We start from the raw sequence: 21,314 nt of genomic DNA, 5'->3' as shown, positions 1-21,314 counted from the left end.
TACCTTTCATACGGCAAGACCAGAAATCACACGATATCTGGCCTGAACCGTACCGATTACAGACCTGACAGACGTTTTTGCGCCTGTTTTGCAGATTCGCTATCAGGATAAAGTTTGATCACCTGCTGGAAGACCGCTTTGGCTTTCGCCGTGTCTTTCTTCTCCTGCATGATCACACCCACCTTCAGCAACGCCTCTGCGGCTTTCGGCGACTTCGGATAGTTTTTCACCACCGTGGCGTAATAATAAGCCGCGTCGTCCTTTTTGCCTTTGTTGTAGTTCAGCTGCCCCAGCCAGTAATTGGCGTTGGGCTGATAGGTCGAATCGGGGTAACGCTTTACCCACGCCTGAAGCGCGCTGATCGCCTGATCATACTGTTTCTTTTCCAGAATCAGCGCCACAGCCGCATTGTAATCGCTGTTGGCGTCACCGGTCTGCGCAGGTGCGCTCTCCGTTGATGCCGCTGCGCCTGTGCTGGCTGCTGCACCGGTATCGGCTGCGGCATCGCCGCCCGCCGCCTGCTGGCCGCCGCTGCTGCTGGCGCTGCTCAGGCTGTCGATCTGCTGGTAGAGCTGCTTCTGGCGCTCAACCACCTGATTCAACTGATACGTATTTTGCTGGATTTGCCCACGCAGCGCGTCGATATCACGCTGATTGTCGCTCATCTGCTGCTGCAATTGCTGCATCAGCTGCGCCTGGGCATTAGAGATTCGTTCGAGAGTGGTGACACGGTCTTCGACCGAGCCGGAGCCAACGCTACTGATTGACGCTTGGGCATTAGCGGCCCAAGGGGCCGCTACGCCAATCAGTAACGACAGACTCAACAGATGACGTCTGAAGTTACTAACCATGTGATTCTCTTAGTAGACCAGTACGGCACGACGGTTTTTAGCATACGCTGCTTCGTCATGACCCAGAACGGCTGGCTTCTCTTTACCGTAAGAAACGATAGACATCTGATCAGCTGACACGCCTTTGCCCTGCAGGTACATTTTAACTGCGTTAGCACGACGTTCGCCCAGGGCGATGTTGTATTCCGGCGTACCGCGCTCATCCGCGTGACCTTCGATGGTCACTTTGTAGGATGGGTTGCTGCGCAGGAAGGAAGCGTGCTGATCCAGCATCTGTGCGTAATCAGACTGAACGTCATACTTGTCCAGACCGAAGTACACGATGTTGTTCTGCTGCAGCTGCTGCATCTGCAGACGCGCCTGCTCGTCAGAAGACATGTTGCCGCCGTTGCCGTTCATGCCAGAGTTTGCACCGTAAGCGCCATCAGCGCCCATGCCAGTCTGGTCATTGTTGTTGTTTTTGTGTGAGCTACAAGCCGCTACTGCCAGAACCGGCAGAGCCAGCATCAAACCCTTCAGCATTTTGTTCAGTTGCATTTCAAAAATCCCATTATTGTTTATTGTTTGCGATGTCTGATCGATCAGACATTACAGATACGGCGACCAGGCAGGAAATTTGACCTGTCCATCGGTTGCCGGAAGACGCGCTTTGAAACGGCCGTCGGTTGAAACCAACTGCAGCACGGAACCCATCCCCTGAGTAGAGCTATAGATTACCATTGTGCCGTTTGGTGCCAGGCTCGGCGTTTCATCCAGGAACGTGTCCGTTAACGTTTGAACGGCTCCCGTTTCCAGATCCTGTTTGGCGACGTGCTGTGATCCACCGCTGGTGCTGATCATCACCATGGATTTGCCATCGGTTGCAACATCCGCATCCTGGTTCTGACCGCCTTCCCAGGTAATACGTTGTGGCGCGCCGCCATTAATGCCTACTTTATAAATCTGAGGTGCACCCGCCTGATCCGAGGTATAAGCCAGCGTCTGGCTGTCCGGGAACCAGGTTGGTTCTGTACTGTTATAACGGCCATCGGTGACCTGACGCGTCTGACCTGAAGCCAGATCCATCACATAGAGGTTCAGGCTGCCGGTTTTAGAGAGTGCGAAAGCCAGCTTAGAGCCATCCGGTGAGAACGCCGGGGCACCGTTGTGGCGCGGGTACGAGGCGACCTGACGGATAGCCCCGTTCGACAGCGTCTGAACCACCAGCGCAGACTTGCCGCTTTCAAAGGTCACGTAAGCCACTTTGCTGCCATCCGGAGACCAGGCTGGCGACATCAGAGGCTGTGGTGAACGATGAACCACAAACTGGTTGTAACCATCGTAATCCGCTACGCGCAGCTCATACGGGAACTGGCCGCCGTTGGTCTGCACGACATAGGCGATACGGGTACGGAAAGCGCCCTTGATGCCGGTCAGCTTCTCGAAGGTTTCATCACTGGCGGTGTGACCGGCATAACGCAGCCACTGTTTGGTGACTTTATAGGTATTCTGCGCCAGCACGGTTCCCGGTGCACCACCGGTATCGACCAGCTGGTAAGAAACCTGATAGCTGCCATCCGGGTTAGCGGCAACCTGACCAACCACAACCGTGTCGATGCCCAGGGCGCTCCAGGCCGCAGGCTGAACTTCCTGTGCGCTGCCAGGCTGCTGAGGCAGACGTGAGCGATCCAGCGGATTAAATTTGCCGCTGTTGCGCAGGTCAGCAGCCACGATGCCGCCGATATCTTCCGGCGCGGCACCTGCACCCGTCCATTTAAATGGCACAACGCCAATCGGGCGTGCGGTGTTGACGCCCTGGGTAATCTCAATTCGAACTTCTGCATGCAGCATGGCTGCCCACAGCAGGATAAAAAAGCCTAACGTAACGCGAAGAGCTTGCTTCATTTTATCTCCCTTATCTGAACCTCAGTCCACGATAATTGGCACTGTTCCTGGAAACCACGAGTAGAACTTAAGTACGGCAAGCTAAACATAGATCAACTTGCCGCCCGTTACTGCATTATTGCGGTTTAAAACGCATAGGGGCGTTCTTAAACACTTCGTAGACCGCCTGGGAAGGCGGCTTCGGAATACGTGCCTGTCGGGCGGCGGTAATCGCGGCCTGACAGAGCGCGGGGTCCCCACCTTCTGACTTAACATCAATCAACAGGCCATCCGGCGCAAGTTTAATCCGCAAATCACAGGTTTTTCCGCGATACAGATCGGCATCATAGAAGCGGCTTTGAATCGCACTGACCACCTGCCCCATGTAGGAGTTGATTTCCGCGCCTGACGCACCCGCTTTCTTCTGGTTTCCCTGCCCTGCTGCGCCGCCGCCAGCAGCCCCGCTTTTCGGTGCATTTTTACCGGAAGCCAGTCCACCCAGCAGATCGTCGACATCGCTGTCGTTGGCCGCATCGGCGGCGGCTTTCGCTTTCGCGTCGGCTTTGGCCTTCGCGGCGGCATCGGCTTTCGCTTTGGCAGCCGCGTCCGCTTTGGCTTTCGCTGCCGCATCGGCTTTCGCTTTGGCCGCGGCTTCCGCTTTCTCTTTCGCCGCTTCTTTCGCCGCCTCTTTCGCGGCTTCCGCTTTGGCTTTTGCGGCTTCCGCCGCTTTCTCTTTCGCTGCCTCTGCGGCTTTTTCTTTGGCTTCTGCGGCTTTCTCTTTCGCCTCTTCAGCCGCTTTCGCTTTGGCCTCGGCGGCCGCTTTCACTTTAGCTTCCGCTGCCGCTTTGGCCTCCGCGTCAGACTTTGCCTTCGCTTCGGCGACGGCTTTCTCTTTTGCCGCCGCCGCCGCAGCGGCTTTCGCCTGCTGATCAGCCTGCTTCTTTGCTTCGGCAGCAGCCTGTTTCGCCTCCTCAGCCGCGGCTTTCGCCTGGGCATCCGCCTGTGCTTTAGCTTCAGCCTTCGCTTTTGCGGCTGCCGCTTCAGCGGTTTTCTGTTGCTCAGCCGCCTGTTTAGCGGCCTGTTCGGCCGCTTTCTGCTGCTCAGCCTGCTGTTTAGCCTCTTCTTTTGCCGCTTCCTGCGCAGCTAAGCGCTCTTTTTCCAGCGCTTTCAGACGCTGCTGTTCGGCGGCCTGCTTCTCCTGCAGCTCTTCAGCCTGCTGCTGCGCCTGCTTTTTACGCTGCTGCTCAGCACGCTGGCTGTCGCTCTGCTGGTTCTGCTGACGGTTATACTGGCTGACGACGGCGCCGGGATCGACCATCACCGCATCGATATCACTGCCGCCGCCACCCGCACTGCTGGGGTCAACATGCTCATTAAACGAGCTCCATACCAGCAGCGCGATCAGCACGATATGCAGAATCACCGAAATGATTATCGCGCGCTTTAACTTCTCGTTTTGCTCGGTTGCCTTCGACACACTCGGTTCCCAAAAACGGTTCGATTTTAAATCGGCTGCGTCATCAAACCGACAGATTTAACACCCGCCTGGTGCAGCAGGTTGAGCGCTTTAATAATTTCATCGTAAGGCACCTCTTTCGCGCCCCCGATCAAAAAGACCGTCTTAGGATTCGCTTCCAGTCGACGCTGCGCTTCGCTGATCACCTGCTCGGGCGGAAGCTGATCCATGCGATCGTGATCCACCACCAGGCTGTACTGACCCACGCCCGCCACCTCAACAATCACCGGCGGATTGTCGTCGCTGGAGACGGTTTTAGAGTCGGTCGCATCCGGCAGATCCACTTCCACGCTCTGGGTAATAATGGGTGCGGTTGCCATGAAGATCAGCAACAGCACCAGCAGGACGTCCAGCAGCGGAACGATGTTGATTTCCGACTTCAGGTCGCGGTGTTTGCGACCACGTACTCTGGCCATCATTAACCTCTATTTACTTAGCGTTATCGCTGGAGAAAGCCTGGCGATGCAGGATGGCCGTGAACTCTTCCATAAAGTTGTCGTAGCCCTGCTCCAGTTTGTTGACGCGCTGGTTCAGGCGGTTGTACGCCATCACCGCCGGAATCGCGGCAAACAGACCGATCGCGGTCGCAATCAGTGCTTCAGCAATACCTGGCGCCACCATCTGCAGCGTCGCCTGCTTCACCGCGCCCAGCGCGATAAAGGCGTGCATGATCCCCCAGACGGTGCCGAACAGCCCGATGTAGGGGCTGATTGAACCGACGGTGCCGAGGAAAGGAATGTGGTTTTCCAGCGTTTCCAGCTCGCGGTTCAGCGAGATGCGCATCGCACGGCTGGCGCCATCAATGACCGCTTCCGGCGCATGATTATTGGCGCGATGCAGACGGGCAAACTCTTTAAAGCCGGCGTAGAAAATCTGCTCAGAACCGGCCAGTTCGTCCCGACGCTCCTGACTCTCCTGATAGAGACGCGAAAGTTCGATACCCGACCAGAACTTGTCTTCAAACGCCTCCGCTTCTCTTCCGGCCGCATTCAGAATACGTGTGCGCTGAATAATGATGGCCCAGGAGGCAATAGAAAAGCCGATCAAAATCAACATGATAAGTTTGACCAGAAGGCTCGCCTTCAGGAACAAATCAAGAATGTTCATGTCAGTCACTGCTTGAACTCCGCGACAATAGACTTGGGAAGCGCAATCGGCTTCATCAGATGTGGGTTAATGCAGGCAATCAGGACTTCTGCCTCATTGAGCACTTTGCCTTCAGTATTCACGATACGCTGCGTGAACGTCATCGTGGCCCGTGTCATTGATGTCACTTCACTCTGGATCTCCAGAAGGTCATCAAGACGCGCCGCCGACAGGTAGTCCACCGTCATACGTCGTACCACAAAAGCGACCTGCTGCTCTAACAGCGTCTGCTGATTGAAATGGTGCTGTCGCAACATCTCGGTACGTGCTCGTTCATAAAAAGCGATATAGCTGGCGTGATAAACCACACCACCGGCATCAGTGTCTTCGTAGTAGACCCGAACCGGCCAGCGAAACAGCGTTGTACTCACTCTACATCCCGGCCTCGTTTTAAACGATGCTACTATACGCAAGAGAATTGGGGTTGGGAATGGGTCGCCAGAGCCAGGCGAAAATAATTATCGCTCCGTAACAAACGGAACGATTTCAGGGAGATTTATTGACCGTACGCTGACAAATATTCACTGACAGCGCCGGTAAGGCGGGGGCTAAACGTAAAAACGGTAAAGGGCAATCATTAACACCAGTATGGCGGGTAACGGCGTAAACAGCGCCTGCCATCGGGTTTTTCGTGGCCGGAAACCCACGCCGTGGATCACCCCGCAGCAGACCGCCCAGATCAGCACCAGCGCCTGCAGCGCAGGTAACTCCCCTGCCTGATTGGCAAAGCGTGCAGGATCCCACATCACCCCGCCCGCCGTCAGCAGTGCCAGCAGCAGAGAGAGGGCCCGTAACGGGCCCTTATCCATCAGATCATACAGCATCCGAATCAGCGTTCGCATCAGTGAGACTCATCCTGCGCTTCAATGTGCTCAATCGCCAGCGCGGTGATGATACCAAAGGCACAGGCCAGCAGAGTGCCGAGAATCCAGGCAAAATACCACATGCGACATCTCCTTAATCAGTAGAGTGAGTGACTGTTGCTTTCAATATGCTCTTTGGTGATACGACCAAACATCTTCCAGTAGCACCAGGTGGTGTAGGCCAGAATGATCGGCACAAAGATAACGGCGGCAATGGTCATGGTTTGCAGGGTCAGCAGGCTGGACGTGGCGTCCCACATCGTCAGGCTGGTGCCCGGCACGGTGCTGGACGGCATGATGAACGGGAACATCGCAATACCCGCCGTCATGATGACGCAGGCCAGCGTCAGCGAGGAGAACAGGAACGCCCAGGCCCCCTTCTCCACCCGTGAGCAGAAGATGGTCAGCAGCGGCAGAAGCACACCCAGCAGCGGGAACAGCCACAGCACAGGATGCTGCTGGAAATTCACAAGCCAGGCTCCCGCTTCGCGCACTACGGTTTTACCCAGCGGGTTGGAGGCGGCGAAGTGATCCAGAGGGCTGGTCACCACATAGCCATCAATGCCATATTTCACCCAGACACCTGCCAGGATGAAGCAGACCATCATCACCAGCGCGGCAAGCTGTGCGGCGGTGCGTGAACGCAGATGCAGTTCACCGGTGGTGCGCATCTGCAGATAGGTCGCACCCTGCGCCAGAATCATCGCCACACTGACCACTCCCGCCAGCAGACCAAATGGATTCAGCAGCTGGAAGAAGTTACCGGTGTAGAACAGACGCAGATACTCGTCGGCATGGAACGGCACGCCCTGTAACAGGTTGCCAAACGCCACGCCAATCACCAGCGGCGGGACAAAACTGCCAATGAAAATGCCCCAGTCCCAGGCACCGCGCCAGCGGTTGTCTTCAATCTTTGAGCGGTAGTCGAAACCGACCGGACGGAAGAAGAGCGACGCAAGCACGAGGATCATCGCCACATAGAAGCCCGAAAAGGCGGCCGCGTAGACCATCGGCCAGGCGGCAAACAGCGCCCCGCCGGCGGTGATCAGCCAGACCTGGTTGCCGTCCCAGTGCGGGGCGATGGTGTTAATCATGATGCGGCGTTCGGTATCGGAGCGTCCCAGAATGCGTGTCAGCATACCGACGCCCATATCGAAACCATCGGCGACGGCAAAGCCGATCAGCAGCACGCCAATCAACAGCCACCAGACAAAGCGCAGAACTTCGTAATCAAACATGGTCGCTCTCCTTATCCCTGTACCGGCTGAGGGGTTGCCGTGATCTGCTCGTGGTGATAACGCCCGGTTTTCAGACTGCTCGGCCCGAGGCGGGCGAATTTGAACATCAGGTACATTTCAGCCACCAGGAACAGGGTGTAGAGGCCACAGATCAGAATCATTGAGAACAGCAGATCGCCTGTGGTCAGGGAGGAGTTAGCCACCGCCGTCGGCAGAATTTCACCGATGGCCCAGGGCTGACGGCCATACTCCGCGACAAACCAGCCTGACTCCACCGCAATCCACGGCAGCGGAATCCCCAGCAGTGCCGCTTTCAGCAACCCACGGTTCTTACCGATGCGATTACGTATCACGCTCCAGAAGGAAAGCGTGATGATGGCCAGCAGCAGCACGCCGCACAGCACCATGATGCGAAACGCGAAGTAAAGCGGTGCCACACGCGGGATAGAATCCTGCGTCGCCTGCCTGATCTGCGCGTCCGTCGCATCCGCCACGTTGTCGGTATAGCGTTTCAGCAGCAGACCGTAGCCGAGATCCTGTTTGTGACTGTTAAAGGCGTCACGTACTGCCGGATCCTGGCTGCCGCTGCGCAGCTCATTCAGCAGGGTGTAGGCCTTCATGCCGTTGCGGATGCGCACCTCATGCTGTGCCATCAGATCTTTCAGGCCGGTGACGGGCGTATCGGTGGATCGGGTGGCGATCAGGCCCAGCAGCCAGGGGATCTGAATCGCATAGCGGTTCTCCTGAGTCGCCTGATCCGGCAGACCAAACAGCGTAAATGAAGCCGGTGCCGGCTGGGTCTCCCACTCGGCTTCAATCGCGGCGAGTTTGGTTTTCTGCACGTCACCCATTTCATAGCCGGACTCATCGCCCAGCAGGATCACTGACAGCACCGCAGCCATACCAAAGCTGGCGGCAATGGCGAACGAGCGTTTTGCAAAGGCGAGATCACGTCCTTTCAGCATGTACCACGCGCTGATGCCGAGAATAAACATCGCACCGGTGGTATAACCCGCCGCCACGGTGTGTACGAATTTGACCTGCGCGACCGGGTTCAGCACCAGCTGCGAGAAGCTGACCATCTCCATACGCATGGTTTCGAAGTTGAATTCAGAGGCGATCGGGTTCTGCATCCAGCCGTTGGCGACCAGAATCCAGAGCGCCGACATGTTCGATCCCAGCGCCACCAGCCAGGTGACCGCCATGTGCTGCACTTTACCCAGCCGATCCCAGCCAAAGAAGAACAGGCCGACAAAGGTTGATTCCAGGAAGAACGCCATCAGACCTTCAATGGCGAGCGGCGCACCGAAGATATCGCCGACGTAGTGAGAGTAATAGGACCAGTTAGTGCCGAACTGAAATTCCATCGTCAGTCCGGTGGCCACACCCAGCGCAAAGTTAATACCAAATAACTTGCCCCAGAACTTCGTCATATCTTTATAAATCTGTTTGCCGCTCAGCACATAGACCGTTTCCATAATCGCCAGCAGAAACGCCATACCCAGCGTTAAAGGGACGAACAGAAAATGGTACATCGCCGTTAAGGCAAACTGTAATCGCGACAGCTCGACGATATCTAACATAAGGACTCCTTGCTCCTCGCTTTCTCTCAATTGCGCGCGCGAATCGCGAACGTAATCGGGGTCAGGAACGACTGTTTATTGATTCCAGTTTTTTTTATTACCCGCAGACCCGGCCTGTAAGCTGCCGGGACAGGTCAGTCACGCATGCAGCAGCTCTGAATTGTCAATCCGCGCTTTCATTAACGCGTGCTTTAACAGGAGAAAAGCGGGTGTCATCCCGGGTTGAGCAGACGTTTGAAAATGTGTGTAAAAGGCTGGATTGATGCAGCGCAATTTACGCCCTTAGCGTTGCGCTTTGCCAGAGAAATAGTTGGATATAAATCGCGATTAATTGATCTGGAATAACGCAATAAGTTTCCAGATATGGTCAGGTAGGATTCTTGTTAATAAGATGTCATTACTTAAATCAGGAGTGAGAAAATAGATCACGTTTGCCATTATTTATTAACCTGGCAGGCGCCCGGACGACATGATCATGCAGCCTGTTTCCCTTCACGCTGACAGTCCTCTCCCCCGGGTTAATCGCAAAAAAAAAGCCACCCGAAGGTGGCTGAGTCTCAGATGACGCTGGCTTATTTAGCCGGTAATACTGCTTTCACGGCGTCACCGATGTCCGCCAGACTGCGAACGGTCTTCACGCCTGCCGCTTCCAGCGCCGCGAACTTCTCATCAGCGGTGCCTTTACCACCGGCAATGATGGCGCCCGCATGGCCCATACGTTTGCCTTTAGGCGCCGTCACACCCGCGATGTAACCCACGACAGGCTTGGTCACGTGCTCTTTGATGAAGGCTGCCGCTTCTTCTTCTGCGCTGCCGCCGATCTCGCCGATCATCACGATCGCTTCCGTCTGCGGGTCGTCCTGGAACAGTTTCAGGATGTCGATGAAGTTAGAGCCTGGGATCGGGTCGCCGCCGATACCCACACAGGTCGACTGGCCGTAACCGATATCGGTGGTCTGCTTAACCGCTTCATAGGTCAGCGTACCGGAACGTGAGACGATACCCACGCGGCCCGGCTGGTGAATGTGGCCCGGCATGATGCCGATTTTGCATTCGCCTGGGGTGATGACACCCGGGCAGTTTGGACCGATCATCCGCACGCCCGCTTCATCCAGCTTCACCTTCACGGTCAGCATATCCAGCGTCGGGATACCTTCGGTGATGGTGATGATCAGTTTGATGCCCGCTTCAATCGCTTCCAGGATGCCATCTTTGCAGAACGGTGCCGGAACGTAGATCACGGTTGCCGTTGCGCCGGTCGCTTCTACCGCTTCACGCACGGTGTTGAACACCGGCAGGCCGAGGTGAGTCGTGCCGCCTTTGCCTGGCGTGACGCCGCCAACCAGTTGGGTACCGTAGGCCAGTGCCTGTTCAGAATGGAAAGTCCCCTGGCCACCGGTGAAACCCTGGCAAATGACTTTGGTGTTTTTGTCGATCAGAATGGACATTATTTACCCTCCGCGGCAGCAACAACACGCTGTGCGGCGTCTGTCAGGCTGGTTGCTGCAATGATGTTCAGACCGCTGTCCGCCAGTTTCTGGGCGCCCAGCTCGGCGTTGTTACCTTCCAGACGTACCACCACTGGCACGTTCACACCCACTTCAGCAACTGCGCCGATGATGCCGTCGGCAATCAGGTCACAGCGTACGATACCGCCGAAGATGTTAACGAAGACGGCTTTCACCGCATCGTCAGAGAGGATGATTTTGAAGGCTTCAGTTACGCGCTCTTTGGTTGCGCCGCCGCCGACATCAAGGAAGTTTGCTGGCTGGCCGCCGTGGTGCTTAACGATGTCCATGGTGCCCATCGCCAGACCTGCGCCGTTAACCATACAGCCGATGTTGCCTTCCAGCGCAACATAGTTCAGTTCCCACTGTGTCGCGTGCGCTTCACGGGGATCTTCCTGGCTTGGATCGCGCATTTCGCGCAGCTCTGGCTGGCGGAACAGGGCATTGCCATCGGCACCCAGTTTGCCATCCAGGCAGATCAGGTCGCCCTGCTTGGTGATCACCAGCGGGTTGATCTCAACCATCGCCAGATCGCGCTCCAGGAACAGTGTCGCCAGACCCATAAAGATCTTGGTGAACTGGCCGACCAGCTTACCGGTCAGACCGAGTTTGAATGCCAGCTCGCGGCCCTGGTACGGCTGCGGACCGGTCAGCGGATCCAGCGCCATTTTGTGGATCAGATGCGGAGTCTCTTCCGCTACTTTTTCGATTTCCACGCCGCCTTCGGTTGAGGCCATGAAAATCACACGACGGGTAGCACGATCCACCACCGCGCCCAAGTAGAGTTCCTGGTCGATGTCGGTCGCGGCTTCAACCAGAATCTGGTTAACCGGCTGGCCGTTCGCATCTGTCTGATAGGTCACCAGGCGTTTGCCCAGCCAGTTTTCAGCAAAAGCACGGATATCTTCTTTGCTGTTAACCACTTTCACACCGCCCGCTTTACCGCGGCCACCGGCATGAACCTGACATTTAACTACCCACGGGCCTGCGCCAATTTTAGAGGCTGCTTCTTCCGCTTCACGTGGTGTAGTACAGGCGTAACCCGTTGGTGCCGGCATGCCATACCGTGCAAACAGCTGTTTCGCCTGGTATTCGTGTAAGTTCATGATGTTCTATCCATTCAGGTCTGAAAAGAGTAATGAGGTTGGGCGCACGCGAAGGTGCGCCCGGTGAAAATCAGACATCCAGCAGCAGACGTGCTGGATCTTCCAGCATCTCTTTCACTGCAACCAGATAACCCACAGATTCACGGCCATCGATCAGGCGGTGGTCGTAGGAGAGCGCCAGATACATCATTGGCAGCACCACAACCTGACCATTGACCGCCATCGGGCGATCTTTGATAGCGTGCATGCCCAGAATGGCGCTCTGCGGTGGGTTGATGATCGGCGTAGACATGAGTGAACCAAAGACGCCGCCGTTGGTGATGGTAAAGTTACCGCCGGTCAGATCCTCAACCGTCAGTTTACCGTCACGGCCTTTCACGGCCAGCTCTTTAATTTTCTTCTCGATGTCCGCCATGCTCAGCGCATCGACGTCACGCAGCACTGGCGTCACCAGACCGCGCGGCGTGGAGACCGCAATGCTGACGTCGAAGTAGTTGTGGTAAACCACATCTTCGCCATCGATAGAGGCGTTCACTTCCGGATAACGTTTCAGCGCTTCAACGACCGCTTTCAGGTAGAAGGACATGAAGCCCAGACGCACACCGTGACGCTTCTCAAAAGCCTCACCATACTGCTTGCGCAGATCCATGATGGGCTTCATGTTGATTTCGTTGAAGGTGGTCAGCATCGCGGTGCTGTTTTTCGCTTCCAGCAGACGCTCAGCAACACGCTTACGCAGACGGGTCATCGGCACGCGTTTTTCGCTGCGATTTGCGATCGGCTGCGGCGCGGCAGCGGCTTCAGCGGCCGGTGCGGCAGCTTTGGTGTCCTGCGGCTTGCTGGCAAGATGTTTTTCAACATCTTCACGGGTCAGGCGTCCGCCCACACCGCTGCCTTTGATCTGCGAGGCATCCAGGTTGTGCTCAGCAATCAGACGGCGAATAGCCGGGCTGAGCGCATCGTTGCTCTCTTCTTCCAGCGACGCGGTCTGACGCTGAGCCGGAGTCGACTCTTTGCTTTCAGACTTCGCGCTGGTCTCTTTACCGGCGCTGTTGCCCTCTTTCAGGCGGCCCAGGATCTGGCGTGAAGTGACGGTGGCGCCCTCTTCTTCCAGCACGGCTTCCAGGATACCGTCAGCCGCCGCAGGCACTTCCAGCACCACTTTGTCGGTTTCGATTTCAACCAGCACTTCATCGCGAGTGACGGCATCGCCTGGTTTTTTGTGCCAGGTTGCCACTGAGGCATCGGCAACCGATTCAGGCAGGTCGGGAACGAGAATATCTACGCTACTCATTATCTTTCCTTTTAATTAATTAACGTTCAGCGCGTCATTAACCAGGTCTTGCTGCTGTTGTTGGTGTACGGACATGTAACCCACGGCCGGTGAGGCGGATGCCGGGCGGCCTGCATAACGTAAGGTCGCGCCAAACGGCACAACTTCACGGAAGTGATGCTGGCTGCAATACCAGGCGCCCTGATTCAGCGGCTCTTCCTGACACCAGACAAAATCCTGCACGTGAGAATACGCTTTTAATGCTTCCTGTACCGCCTGATGCGGGAAAGGATAGAGCTGCTCGATGCGCACGATGGCCACATCGGTCTGCTCGTTTTTACGACGCTGCTCCAGCAGGTCGTAATAGACTTTACCGGAACAGAGCACGACGCGTTTCACGCCCTGCGGATCGAGATCGTCAATTTCACCAATTGCCGGCTGGAAACTGCCGTTTGCCAGTTCATCCAGCGTCGAGATCGCCAGCGGATGACGCAGCAGTGATTTCGGTGACATCACAATCAGCGGACGACGCATACCGCGCAGCGCCTGACGACGCAGCATGTGGTAAACCTGCGCCGGGGTTGAAGGCACGCAGACCTGCATGTTCTGCTCAGCGCAGAGTTGCAGATAACGCTCCAGACGCGCAGAGGAGTGCTCCGGCCCCTGACCTTCATAGCCGTGCGGCAGCAGCATCACCAGACCACACATGCGGCCCCATTTCTGCTCACCGGAGCTGATGAACTGATCGATAACCACCTGTGCGCCGTTGGCGAAGTCACCAAACTGCGCTTCCCAGATGGTCAGGATGCGCGGTTCAGCCGTTGCGTAGCCATATTCAAAGGCCAGCACCGCCTCTTCGGACAGCACGGAGTCCCAGACTTTAAACTGGCCCTGACCACTGTGCACATGGTGCAGCGGGGTGTAGGTAGAGCCATTCGCCTGGTTATGAATAACAGCGTGACGGTGGAAGAAGGTGCCGCGACCGGTATCTTCGCCCGACAGGCGCACCGGAATGCCTTCATCGACCAGTGTGGCGTAGGCCAGGTTCTCTGCCCCGCCCCAGTCGAAGGCTTTTTCACCTTCGGCCATCAGGCGACGATCGTTGTAGATCTTGGCGACACGCGACTGAACTTCCACCTCTTCAGGCACCTGGCTGATACGCAGCGCCAGCTCCTTCAGACGTTTCAGCTCAACCTGCGCCGGATAAGGCTCATCCCACTCATGGTTCAGGTAAGGTGACCAGGTAAAGGAGTGCAGGCTCATCGGACGCCATTCCGGCACCACACATTCGCCCGCATCCAGCGCGTCACGGTAAAGATTGACCATCTCGGTCGCATCTTCCTGCGTGGCAACGGCTTCACCTTCCAGACGGTCGGCGTAGATTTTGCGTGGCGTCGGGTGTTTTTTGATTTTCTGGTACATCAGCGGCTGGGTCGCGCTTGGCTCATCCGCCTCGTTGTGACCATGACGGCGATAGCAGACCAGATCGATAAACACATCACGCTTAAAGGTGTTGCGGTAGTCGAGTGCCAGACGGGTAACAAAGGCCACCGCTTCCGGGTCATCAGCGTTGACATGGAAAATCGGCGCCAGCACCATTTTGCCGATGTCGGTGCAGTATGGCGTAGAGCGCGCATCTTTCGGGTTAGAGGTGGTAAAGCCCACCTGGTTGTTGATCACGATACGAACCGTGCCACCCACTTCATAACCGCGCGCCTGAGACATGTTCAGGGTTTCCTGAACCACGCCCTGACCAATGACGGCCGCATCACCGTGAATGGTGATCGGTAAAACTTTATTGCTGGCTGGCTCATCAAGGCGATCGAGACGGGCACGAACCGAGCCCATCACCACCGGGCTGACGATCTCCAGATGCGACGGGTTAAACGCCAGCGCCAGATGCACCAGGCCGCCTTCCGTTTCCACGTCAGAGGAGAAGCCCATGTGGTACTTCACATCACCGGTGCCCAGATGCTCTTTGTGCTTACCGGCGAACTCGTCGAACAGATCCTGCGGCTTTTTACCCAGCACGTTGATCAGCACGTTGAGACGGCCGCGGTGCGCCATACCCAGCACCACTTCACGGGTTCCGCTCTTACCGGCATGACGGATCATTTCGCGCAGCATCGGAATCAGCGCGTCGCCACCTTCCAGCGAGAAGCGTTTCGCACCCGGGAATTTCGCTCCCAGATATTTCTCCAGCCCTTCTGCGGCGGTCAGCTCTTTCAGGAAACCTTTTTTCTCTTCGTTGCTGAACGCTGCACGGCCCGCCACGGACTCAAGACGCTGCTGGATCCAGCGTTTCTCATCGGTGTTGTTGATGTGCATATATTCCGCACCAATCGAGCCGCAGTAAGTCTGGGTCAGCGCCTCGAAGAGATCGGCCAGCTTCATGGTCTCTTTGCCGATGGCAAAAGAGCCGACGTTAAAGCTTTCCTGAAAATCGGCCTCGGTCAGATCGTGAAAAGCGGGATCAAGATCGGCCACCCGGTCCTGTTTCCACAGGCCAAGCGGATCGAGGTTGGCGTGCTGATGACCGCGAAAACGGAACGCGTTAATCAGCTGCAACACTTTCACTTGCTTGGAGTTGGTTTCCGGATCGGAAAGAGATGAGGTGTAACGAGATGCGTCTTTCGCCAGGCGACGGAAGTACTCACGTGTGGTGGAGTGAAACTGCTCAGGTTTCATTCCGGTGCCCGGTAACTGCTGGAACATCGAGCGCCACACTGCATCGACAGAGTCAGGATCGGTCAGGAAATCCTCATAGAGCTGCTCTATGTAAGACTGATTCGCGCCGGCCAGCCAGGAAGAGTCCAGCCAGGGTTTCATCGCGCTGTTCTGCATTGTGATCCCTTAAGCATTGCTATGCTTTTTTGAGGTTTCATTTGTTGCCGCTTTCGCGGTTTGCCGTAGTGAGTTCAGCGATACGAGCACTCTGCGCAGCGCGCGTGGCCCGTAAGGGAACCTTTGTAAACGTGGTCATCACCGCGCTTACAGAGGCTTCCGTAAAACACCGGGAACCTGAGGTTCCCGGCAAGTACACATCATGCACCGCGCTGCAGCAGCATCGACTTGATATGGCCGATGGCGCGCGTCGGGTTCAGCCCTTTCGGGCATACGCTCACACAGTTCATAATGCTGTGACAGCGGAATACGCTGAAAGCATCATTCAGATTGTCGAGGCGCGACTCGGTTTCAGTGTCGCGGCTGTCAATCAGGAAGCGGTATGCGGCCAGCAGACCGGCTGGACCAATAAACTTCTCCGGATTCCACCAGAATGACGGGCAGGAGGTTGAGCAGCAGGCACAGAGAATACATTCGTACAGGCCATCCAGATGTTCACGCTCATCCGGTGACTGCAGATGTTCACGTGCAGGCGGATTTTCCCCATTATTCAACAGGAAAGGCTTAATTTTCTCATATTGTGCATAAAACTGGCTCATGTCTACTACCAGGTCACGCACGACCGGTAAGCCCGGCAGCGGACGGATAACAATTTTCTGTTTTCCGTTGCCCAGTGCCGATACCGGCGTGATGCAGGCCAGACCGTTTTTACCGTTCATGTTGAGGCCGTCAGAGCCGCAGACACCTTCACGGCAGGAGCGACGGAAGGCCAGGGTCGGATCTTTCTCTTTCAGGCGGATCAGCGCATCCAGCAGCATCATGTCACGACCATCTTCCGATTCCAGCGTGTAATCCTGCATACGCGGTTTGTCGTCGACGTCTGGATTGTAGCGATAAATTGAAAACTCGAGTCTCATCGTCGTCTCCGGAATTAGTAGGTGCGCACTTTCGGCGGGAAGGCCGCGCGCAGTTTCGGCTGCATGTTCACCTCACGGCGCGTCATGCTTTCGGTTTCCGGGACATAAAGACTGTGGCACAGCCAGTTTTCATCATCACGATCCGGGAAGTCGAAGCGACTGTGCGCACCGCGGCTCTCGGTGCGGTAGTTAGCCGCGACCGCCGTGGCAAAAGCCGTCTCCATCAGGTTATCCAGCTCCAGGCACTCAATACGCTGGGTGTTGAAATCGGGTGAGCGGTCATCCAGACGCGCTGACTTCAGGCGCTGGCGAATCTCTTTCAGCTCTTCCAGACCCTGTGCCATCGCATCACCTTCACGGAAGACCGAGAAGTTGTTCTGCATGCAGCGTTGCAGCGCTTTGCGAATCTCAACCGGGTCTTCACCGGTGGTGTTGTTTTCCCAGCGGTTGAAACGCTCCATCGCCACGGCGATTTCATCTTCGGTCGCATCACGCAGGTCGCCCTGCTCCTGGATGCTCTCCAGCAGATGCAGACCCGCCGCGCGGCCAAAGACCACCAGGTCCAGCAGGGAGTTACCACCCAGACGGTTGGCTCCGTGCACCGAAACACAGGCGATTTCGCCGACGGCGAACAGGCCAGGAATCACCACATCTTCGCCCTGCTCGTTCACGCGCAGCGCCTGACCGGTTACTTTGGTCGGAATGCCGCCCATCATGTAGTGGCAGGTCGGGATAACCGGGATAGGCTCTTTGATCGGATCGGCGTGAGCAAAGGTGCGCGACAGCTCCAGGATACCCGGCAGACGCGATTCCAGCACCTCTTTACCCAGATGATCGAGTTTCAATTTGATGTGCGGGCCCCACGGACCGTCACAGCCGCGACCTTCACGGATTTCAATCATCATCGAACGCGCAACCACGTCGCGGCCCGCCAGGTCTTTGGCGTTTGGCGCATAACGCTCCATGAAGCGCTCGCCATGTTTGTTCAGCAGGTAGCCACCTTCACCACGGCAGCCTTCCGTGACCAGCACACCCGCACCCGCGATGCCGGTTGGGTGGAACTGCCACATCTCCATATCCTGCACCGGCACGCCTGCGCGCAGCGCCATACCGACACCGTCACCGGTGTTGATGTGGGCGTTGGTGGTGGACTGGTAGATACGGCCTGCACCGCCGGTCGCCAGAATGGTCGCCTTCGCTTTGAAGTAGACGGTTTCGCCGGTTTCGATGCAGATAGCGGTACAACCCACTACCGCGCCATCGGCGTTTTTCACCAGATCCAGCGCGTACCACTCCGAGAAGATGGTGGTTTTGTTTTTCAGGTTCTGCTGATAGAGCGTATGCAGCAGGGCGTGACCGGTACGGTCAGCGGCCGCCGCCGTACGTGCCGCCTGCTCGCCGCCGAAGTTTTTCGACTGGCCACCAAACGGACGCTGATAAACGCGGCCATCTTCCAGACGGGAGAATGGCAGGCCCATATGCTCCAGCTCCAGAATCGCTTCCGGGCCGGTTTTGCACATATATTCAATCGCGTCCTGGTCACCGATATAGTCGGAACCTTTGACGGTGTCATACATATGCCATTCCCAGTTATCTTCGTGGGTATTACCCAGCGCAACGGTGATACCGCCCTGCGCAGATACCGTGTGGGAACGGGTCGGGAAAACTTTGGATAACAGGGCACAGCTCTGGCCGCCCTGGGAGATTTGCAGTGCGGCGCGCATTCCTGCGCCACCTGCGCCGATCACCACGGCATCAAATTCTCTGATTGGCAAACTCATTTACACACCCCACACCACAACAAAGCCATAAATCGCATACCACAACAGCGCCACGACAATCACAAACTGCAGCAACAAACGGGTTGGCAGCGATTTAACGTAGTCTGTTAACACCTGCCACATCCCGATCCAGCCGTGGATCAGAATGGAGAAGAGCGTCAGCAGCGTGAACACTTTGGTGAAGGCGGAGGCGAAGAAGCCACGCCACAGGTCATACGTCAGCGTGTCTGTCATCACCACGAAACCGAGGATGTAGACGATGTAGAGCGTAATGAGAATTGCAGTTGCGCGCAGCAGCAGCCAGTCCTGGATGCCGTTGCGACCCAATGCGGATGCATTGCTTACCATACGAGGACTCCCGCCAGAATTGCCAGCACGACAGTGATCACAAAAGTTATATGTGCTGAGCGCTTACCGACCTGCAGCGTTTCAGCCAGATAACCAAAATCCATCAACATATGACGAATCCCGCTCACCGCGTGATAGGCCAGCGCCGTTAAGATGCCCCACATGATGAACTTCGCGAAGAAGCCATCCATAATGGACGCAGCGTGCTGGAAACCTTCAGGAGAGGAGAGAGAGAGACCGAGTAGCCACAGCAGGATGCCAATGGCAACCAGGGTGATTACGCCGGAGACGCGGTGAAGAATGGATGATATTGCAGTAACGGGAAACCGGATCGTCGAGAGATCCAAGTTGACAGGTCTTTGTTTTTTCACGGTTTTGCCCACACAGCTCTTTTTTATTTTGCTTCCTCCGGACCTGAGGCGGAGTCTAATCACAACGCGTGGCAGACTTTAACCGTCACCAAACAAGCAACATCCAGTGTTAATTGACGCGGTAGTAAACGCTGGGTGGCTCCTGGTGTCAGGGTGTTCCGGAGACCTGCCTGGAGTATAGGAGGATCACATTCTGATTACAATTCCCCTACAAACTCTTTGGTATATTTTAGGTAGAACAGTGATCATACTCACGATTTTCACAATTGATACAATTTTAATTATCTGATTTGACAATAGTTCAACAATTCAGTTACAAACTAAGCCTGTAAATTCCTATGATGCACAAAAGTTATGGGGATACACTTTCCCCTAAGCGCAAGTTATGTAACATTGCGATAATGAGCATTAAAAAGCATCAGGTTATTGGTTACCAAGAAGTTATGTCCTGACCGGATCTTTAACAACCGCGATATGCAGCATGTCCATGGCTCACAGGTTCCCGCTGGGAACGCGCCGCTCACTCTGTACCCTGCACAGGCCTGATCGCCGCAGAGTGATACTGTGTTGTTTTGCCAACCGCAACATGAACGCGTTTCAGGTGTCTAAAGATCCTTACCTACATAAGGCGCTATGGAGACGAAAATGACAGATAAAAAAGTAACGCTAACCCTGCAAGATGGAACATCTATTGAACTGGACGTGCTGAAAGGCTCGCTGGGCCAGGATGTGGTTGATGTCCGCTCTTTGGGTGCAAGTGGCCTGTTCACCTTCGATCCCGGTTTCACTTCTACAGCGTCCTGCGAATCGCAAATCACCTTTATTGATGGTGACGAAGGTATCCTGCTGCACCGTGGTTTCCCTATTTCTGAGCTGGCGACCCACTCTAACTATCTGGAAGTGTGCTACATCCTGCTGAATGGCGAAGCGCCGGATCAGAAGCAGTTTGATGAGTTCCGCACCACCGTTACCCGTCATACGATGATTCATGAGCAGATTACCCGTCTGTTCCACGGCTTCCGTCGTGACTCGCATCCGATGGCGGTGATGTGCGGTGTGACCGGCGCACTGGCGGCGTTTTACCATGATTCGCTGGATGTAAACATTGAGCGCCACCGCGAAATCGCAGCATTCCGTCTGCTCTCCAAGATGCCGACCATGGCAGCGATGTGTTACAAATATTCCATCGGCCAGCCATTTGTTTATCCGCGCAACGACCTCTCCTATGCCGGTAACTTCCTGCACATGATGTTCGCTACGCCATGCGAAGAGTACAAAGTTAATCCGGTGCTGGAACGCGCCATGGACCGTATTCTGATTCTGCATGCTGATCATGAGCAGAACGCCTCTACCTCAACAGTACGTACCGCCGGTTCAAGTGGTGCGAACCCGTTTGCCTGTATCGCCGCCGGGATCGCCTCCCTGTGGGGACCGGCGCACGGCGGTGCAAACGAAGCGACACTGCGTATGCTGGAAGAGATCAGCAGCGTTGAGCACATTCCTGAGTTCGTTAAACGTGCCAAGGATAAGAATGACTCCTTCCGTCTGATGGGCTTTGGTCATCGTGTTTACAAAAACTACGATCCACGCGCGACAGTGATGCGTGATACCTGCCATGAAGTCCTGAATGAGCTGGGTATGAAAGATGACCTGCTGGAAGTGGCGATGGAGCTGGAACACATCGCGCTGAACGACCCGTACTTCATCGAGCGTAAGCTCTATCCTAACGTCGACTTCTACTCCGGTATTATTCTGAAAGCGATGGGGATTCCTTCCTCCATGTTTACGGTGATCTTCGCGATGGCCCGTACCGTTGGCTGGATTGCACACTGGAAAGAGATGCACGACGAAGGCATGAAGATTGCCCGTCCGCGTCAGCTCTACACCGGTTACACTGAGCGTGAATTCAGCTCTAAGCTGGAGAAGTAAGTTCGTGATGGCGGGGAGCGATCCCCGCCTGGCGACGTGATTCTGATCTGGCGCGGCGAGCGGTTATGCCGCGCCTGCATAGCAAACCTTTCCTCTGCGAAGCCCTTCTTTCCCTCTGTAATTCCCTTCACATGCCTGATGAAATGAGGTCTGCACAGTCACTGCTGCTGCGGGACC

20 protein-coding genes are annotated in these 21,314 nt (G+C 55.9%); 1 reads left to right on the top strand and 19 read right to left on the bottom strand.

Going from position 1 to position 21,314, the window contains the following annotated elements; genetic code table 11:
* Positions 1 to 56 precede the first annotated feature (56 nt).
* The 19 genes from cpoB to sdhC all read right to left on the bottom strand — a co-directional run bounded on the left by cpoB (position 57) and on the right by sdhC (position 19,220).
* Positions 57 to 851, bottom strand: a complete 795-nt coding sequence (gene cpoB, locus HFD97_RS01630; protein WP_009091386.1) for a cell division protein CpoB — start codon at positions 849 to 851, stop codon at positions 57 to 59.
* Positions 852 to 860: 9 nt separating this feature from the next.
* The gene (gene pal / locus HFD97_RS01625) at positions 861 to 1,388 is read right to left on the bottom strand and encodes a peptidoglycan-associated lipoprotein Pal (protein WP_009091388.1); all 528 of its coding nucleotides are present in this window, start codon (positions 1,386 to 1,388) and stop codon (positions 861 to 863) included.
* 51 nt (positions 1,389 to 1,439) lie between these two features.
* Complete coding sequence (gene tolB, locus HFD97_RS01620) at positions 1,440 to 2,735, bottom strand: Tol-Pal system beta propeller repeat protein TolB (protein WP_167431120.1); 1,296 nt, start codon at positions 2,733 to 2,735, stop codon at positions 1,440 to 1,442.
* A 115-nt stretch (positions 2,736 to 2,850) separates the two neighbouring features.
* Positions 2,851 to 4,191, bottom strand: coding sequence for a cell envelope integrity protein TolA (tolA, locus tag HFD97_RS01615; RefSeq protein ID WP_167431121.1), 1,341 nt, complete (start codon positions 4,189 to 4,191; stop codon positions 2,851 to 2,853).
* Positions 4,192 to 4,217: 26 nt separating this feature from the next.
* Positions 4,218 to 4,646, bottom strand: a complete 429-nt coding sequence (gene tolR / locus HFD97_RS01610; protein ID WP_009091394.1) for a colicin uptake protein TolR — start codon at positions 4,644 to 4,646, stop codon at positions 4,218 to 4,220.
* Between the two features lie 13 nt (positions 4,647 to 4,659).
* Positions 4,660 to 5,346, bottom strand: coding sequence for a Tol-Pal system protein TolQ (tolQ, locus tag HFD97_RS01605; protein ID WP_009091396.1), 687 nt, complete (start codon positions 5,344 to 5,346; stop codon positions 4,660 to 4,662).
* Positions 5,343 to 5,747: a tol-pal system-associated acyl-CoA thioesterase gene (gene ybgC / locus HFD97_RS01600; protein ID WP_009091398.1), complete on the bottom strand. Its 405-nt coding sequence runs from the start codon at positions 5,745 to 5,747 to the stop codon at positions 5,343 to 5,345. The genes tolQ and ybgC overlap by 4 nt, the downstream gene beginning before the upstream one ends.
* A 177-nt stretch (positions 5,748 to 5,924) precedes the next feature.
* The gene (gene ybgE, locus HFD97_RS01595) at positions 5,925 to 6,218 is read right to left on the bottom strand and encodes a cyd operon protein YbgE (RefSeq protein WP_167431122.1); all 294 of its coding nucleotides are present in this window, start codon (positions 6,216 to 6,218) and stop codon (positions 5,925 to 5,927) included.
* On the bottom strand, positions 6,218 to 6,322 hold the full coding sequence (gene cydX / locus HFD97_RS01590; protein ID WP_009091402.1) for a cytochrome bd-I oxidase subunit CydX: 105 nt from the start codon (positions 6,320 to 6,322) through the stop codon (positions 6,218 to 6,220). Before cydX ends, ybgE begins: the two co-directional genes overlap by 1 nt.
* A gap of 15 nt (positions 6,323 to 6,337) precedes the next feature.
* The gene (gene cydB / locus HFD97_RS01585; protein WP_046101429.1) at positions 6,338 to 7,477 is read right to left on the bottom strand and encodes a cytochrome d ubiquinol oxidase subunit II; all 1,140 of its coding nucleotides are present in this window, start codon (positions 7,475 to 7,477) and stop codon (positions 6,338 to 6,340) included.
* A gap of 11 nt (positions 7,478 to 7,488) precedes the next feature.
* The gene (gene cydA / locus HFD97_RS01580) at positions 7,489 to 9,060 is read right to left on the bottom strand and encodes a cytochrome ubiquinol oxidase subunit I (protein WP_058956301.1); all 1,572 of its coding nucleotides are present in this window, start codon (positions 9,058 to 9,060) and stop codon (positions 7,489 to 7,491) included.
* A 572-nt stretch (positions 9,061 to 9,632) separates the two neighbouring features.
* Complete coding sequence (gene sucD / locus HFD97_RS01575; RefSeq protein WP_009091407.1) at positions 9,633 to 10,508, bottom strand: succinate--CoA ligase subunit alpha; 876 nt, start codon at positions 10,506 to 10,508, stop codon at positions 9,633 to 9,635.
* Complete coding sequence (gene sucC, locus HFD97_RS01570; RefSeq protein WP_009091408.1) at positions 10,508 to 11,674, bottom strand: ADP-forming succinate--CoA ligase subunit beta; 1,167 nt, start codon at positions 11,672 to 11,674, stop codon at positions 10,508 to 10,510. The genes sucD and sucC overlap by 1 nt, the downstream gene beginning before the upstream one ends.
* 70 nt (positions 11,675 to 11,744) lie before the next feature.
* Entirely contained in the window at positions 11,745 to 12,968 is a 1,224-nt protein-coding gene (gene odhB, locus HFD97_RS01565; RefSeq protein WP_009091410.1) for a 2-oxoglutarate dehydrogenase complex dihydrolipoyllysine-residue succinyltransferase, read from the bottom strand.
* Between the two features lie 15 nt (positions 12,969 to 12,983).
* Positions 12,984 to 15,791 (bottom strand): 2-oxoglutarate dehydrogenase E1 component, encoded by a 2,808-nt coding sequence (gene sucA / locus HFD97_RS01560; protein ID WP_009091412.1) that lies wholly within the window; start codon positions 15,789 to 15,791, stop codon positions 12,984 to 12,986.
* A 200-nt stretch (positions 15,792 to 15,991) separates the two neighbouring features.
* Positions 15,992 to 16,708: a succinate dehydrogenase iron-sulfur subunit gene (locus HFD97_RS01555; RefSeq protein ID WP_009091413.1), complete on the bottom strand. Its 717-nt coding sequence runs from the start codon at positions 16,706 to 16,708 to the stop codon at positions 15,992 to 15,994.
* 14 nt (positions 16,709 to 16,722) lie between these two features.
* Complete coding sequence (sdhA, locus tag HFD97_RS01550; protein WP_009091415.1) at positions 16,723 to 18,489, bottom strand: succinate dehydrogenase flavoprotein subunit; 1,767 nt, start codon at positions 18,487 to 18,489, stop codon at positions 16,723 to 16,725.
* Positions 18,490 to 18,837 carry a succinate dehydrogenase membrane anchor subunit gene (gene sdhD, locus HFD97_RS01545; RefSeq protein WP_009091417.1) on the bottom strand — a complete coding sequence of 116 codons (348 nt, stop codon included), beginning with the start codon at positions 18,835 to 18,837 and terminating at the stop codon, positions 18,490 to 18,492.
* The gene (sdhC, locus tag HFD97_RS01540; protein WP_009091418.1) at positions 18,831 to 19,220 is read right to left on the bottom strand and encodes a succinate dehydrogenase cytochrome b556 subunit; all 390 of its coding nucleotides are present in this window, start codon (positions 19,218 to 19,220) and stop codon (positions 18,831 to 18,833) included. Before sdhC ends, sdhD begins: the two co-directional genes overlap by 7 nt.
* A 633-nt stretch (positions 19,221 to 19,853) precedes the next feature.
* Between sdhC and HFD97_RS01535 the strand changes: the two genes are divergently transcribed.
* Positions 19,854 to 21,137 (top strand): citrate synthase, encoded by a 1,284-nt coding sequence (locus HFD97_RS01535; protein ID WP_009091420.1) that lies wholly within the window; start codon positions 19,854 to 19,856, stop codon positions 21,135 to 21,137.
* Positions 21,138 to 21,314 lie beyond the last annotated feature (177 nt).

The organism is Pantoea sp. EKM103V (assembly GCF_011800365.1).
Classification (GTDB): Bacteria; Pseudomonadota; Gammaproteobacteria; order Enterobacterales; family Enterobacteriaceae; genus Pantoea; species Pantoea anthophila.
Note: the sequence above shows the minus strand (reverse complement) of the source record. Positions and strands in the feature narration are given on the sequence as shown.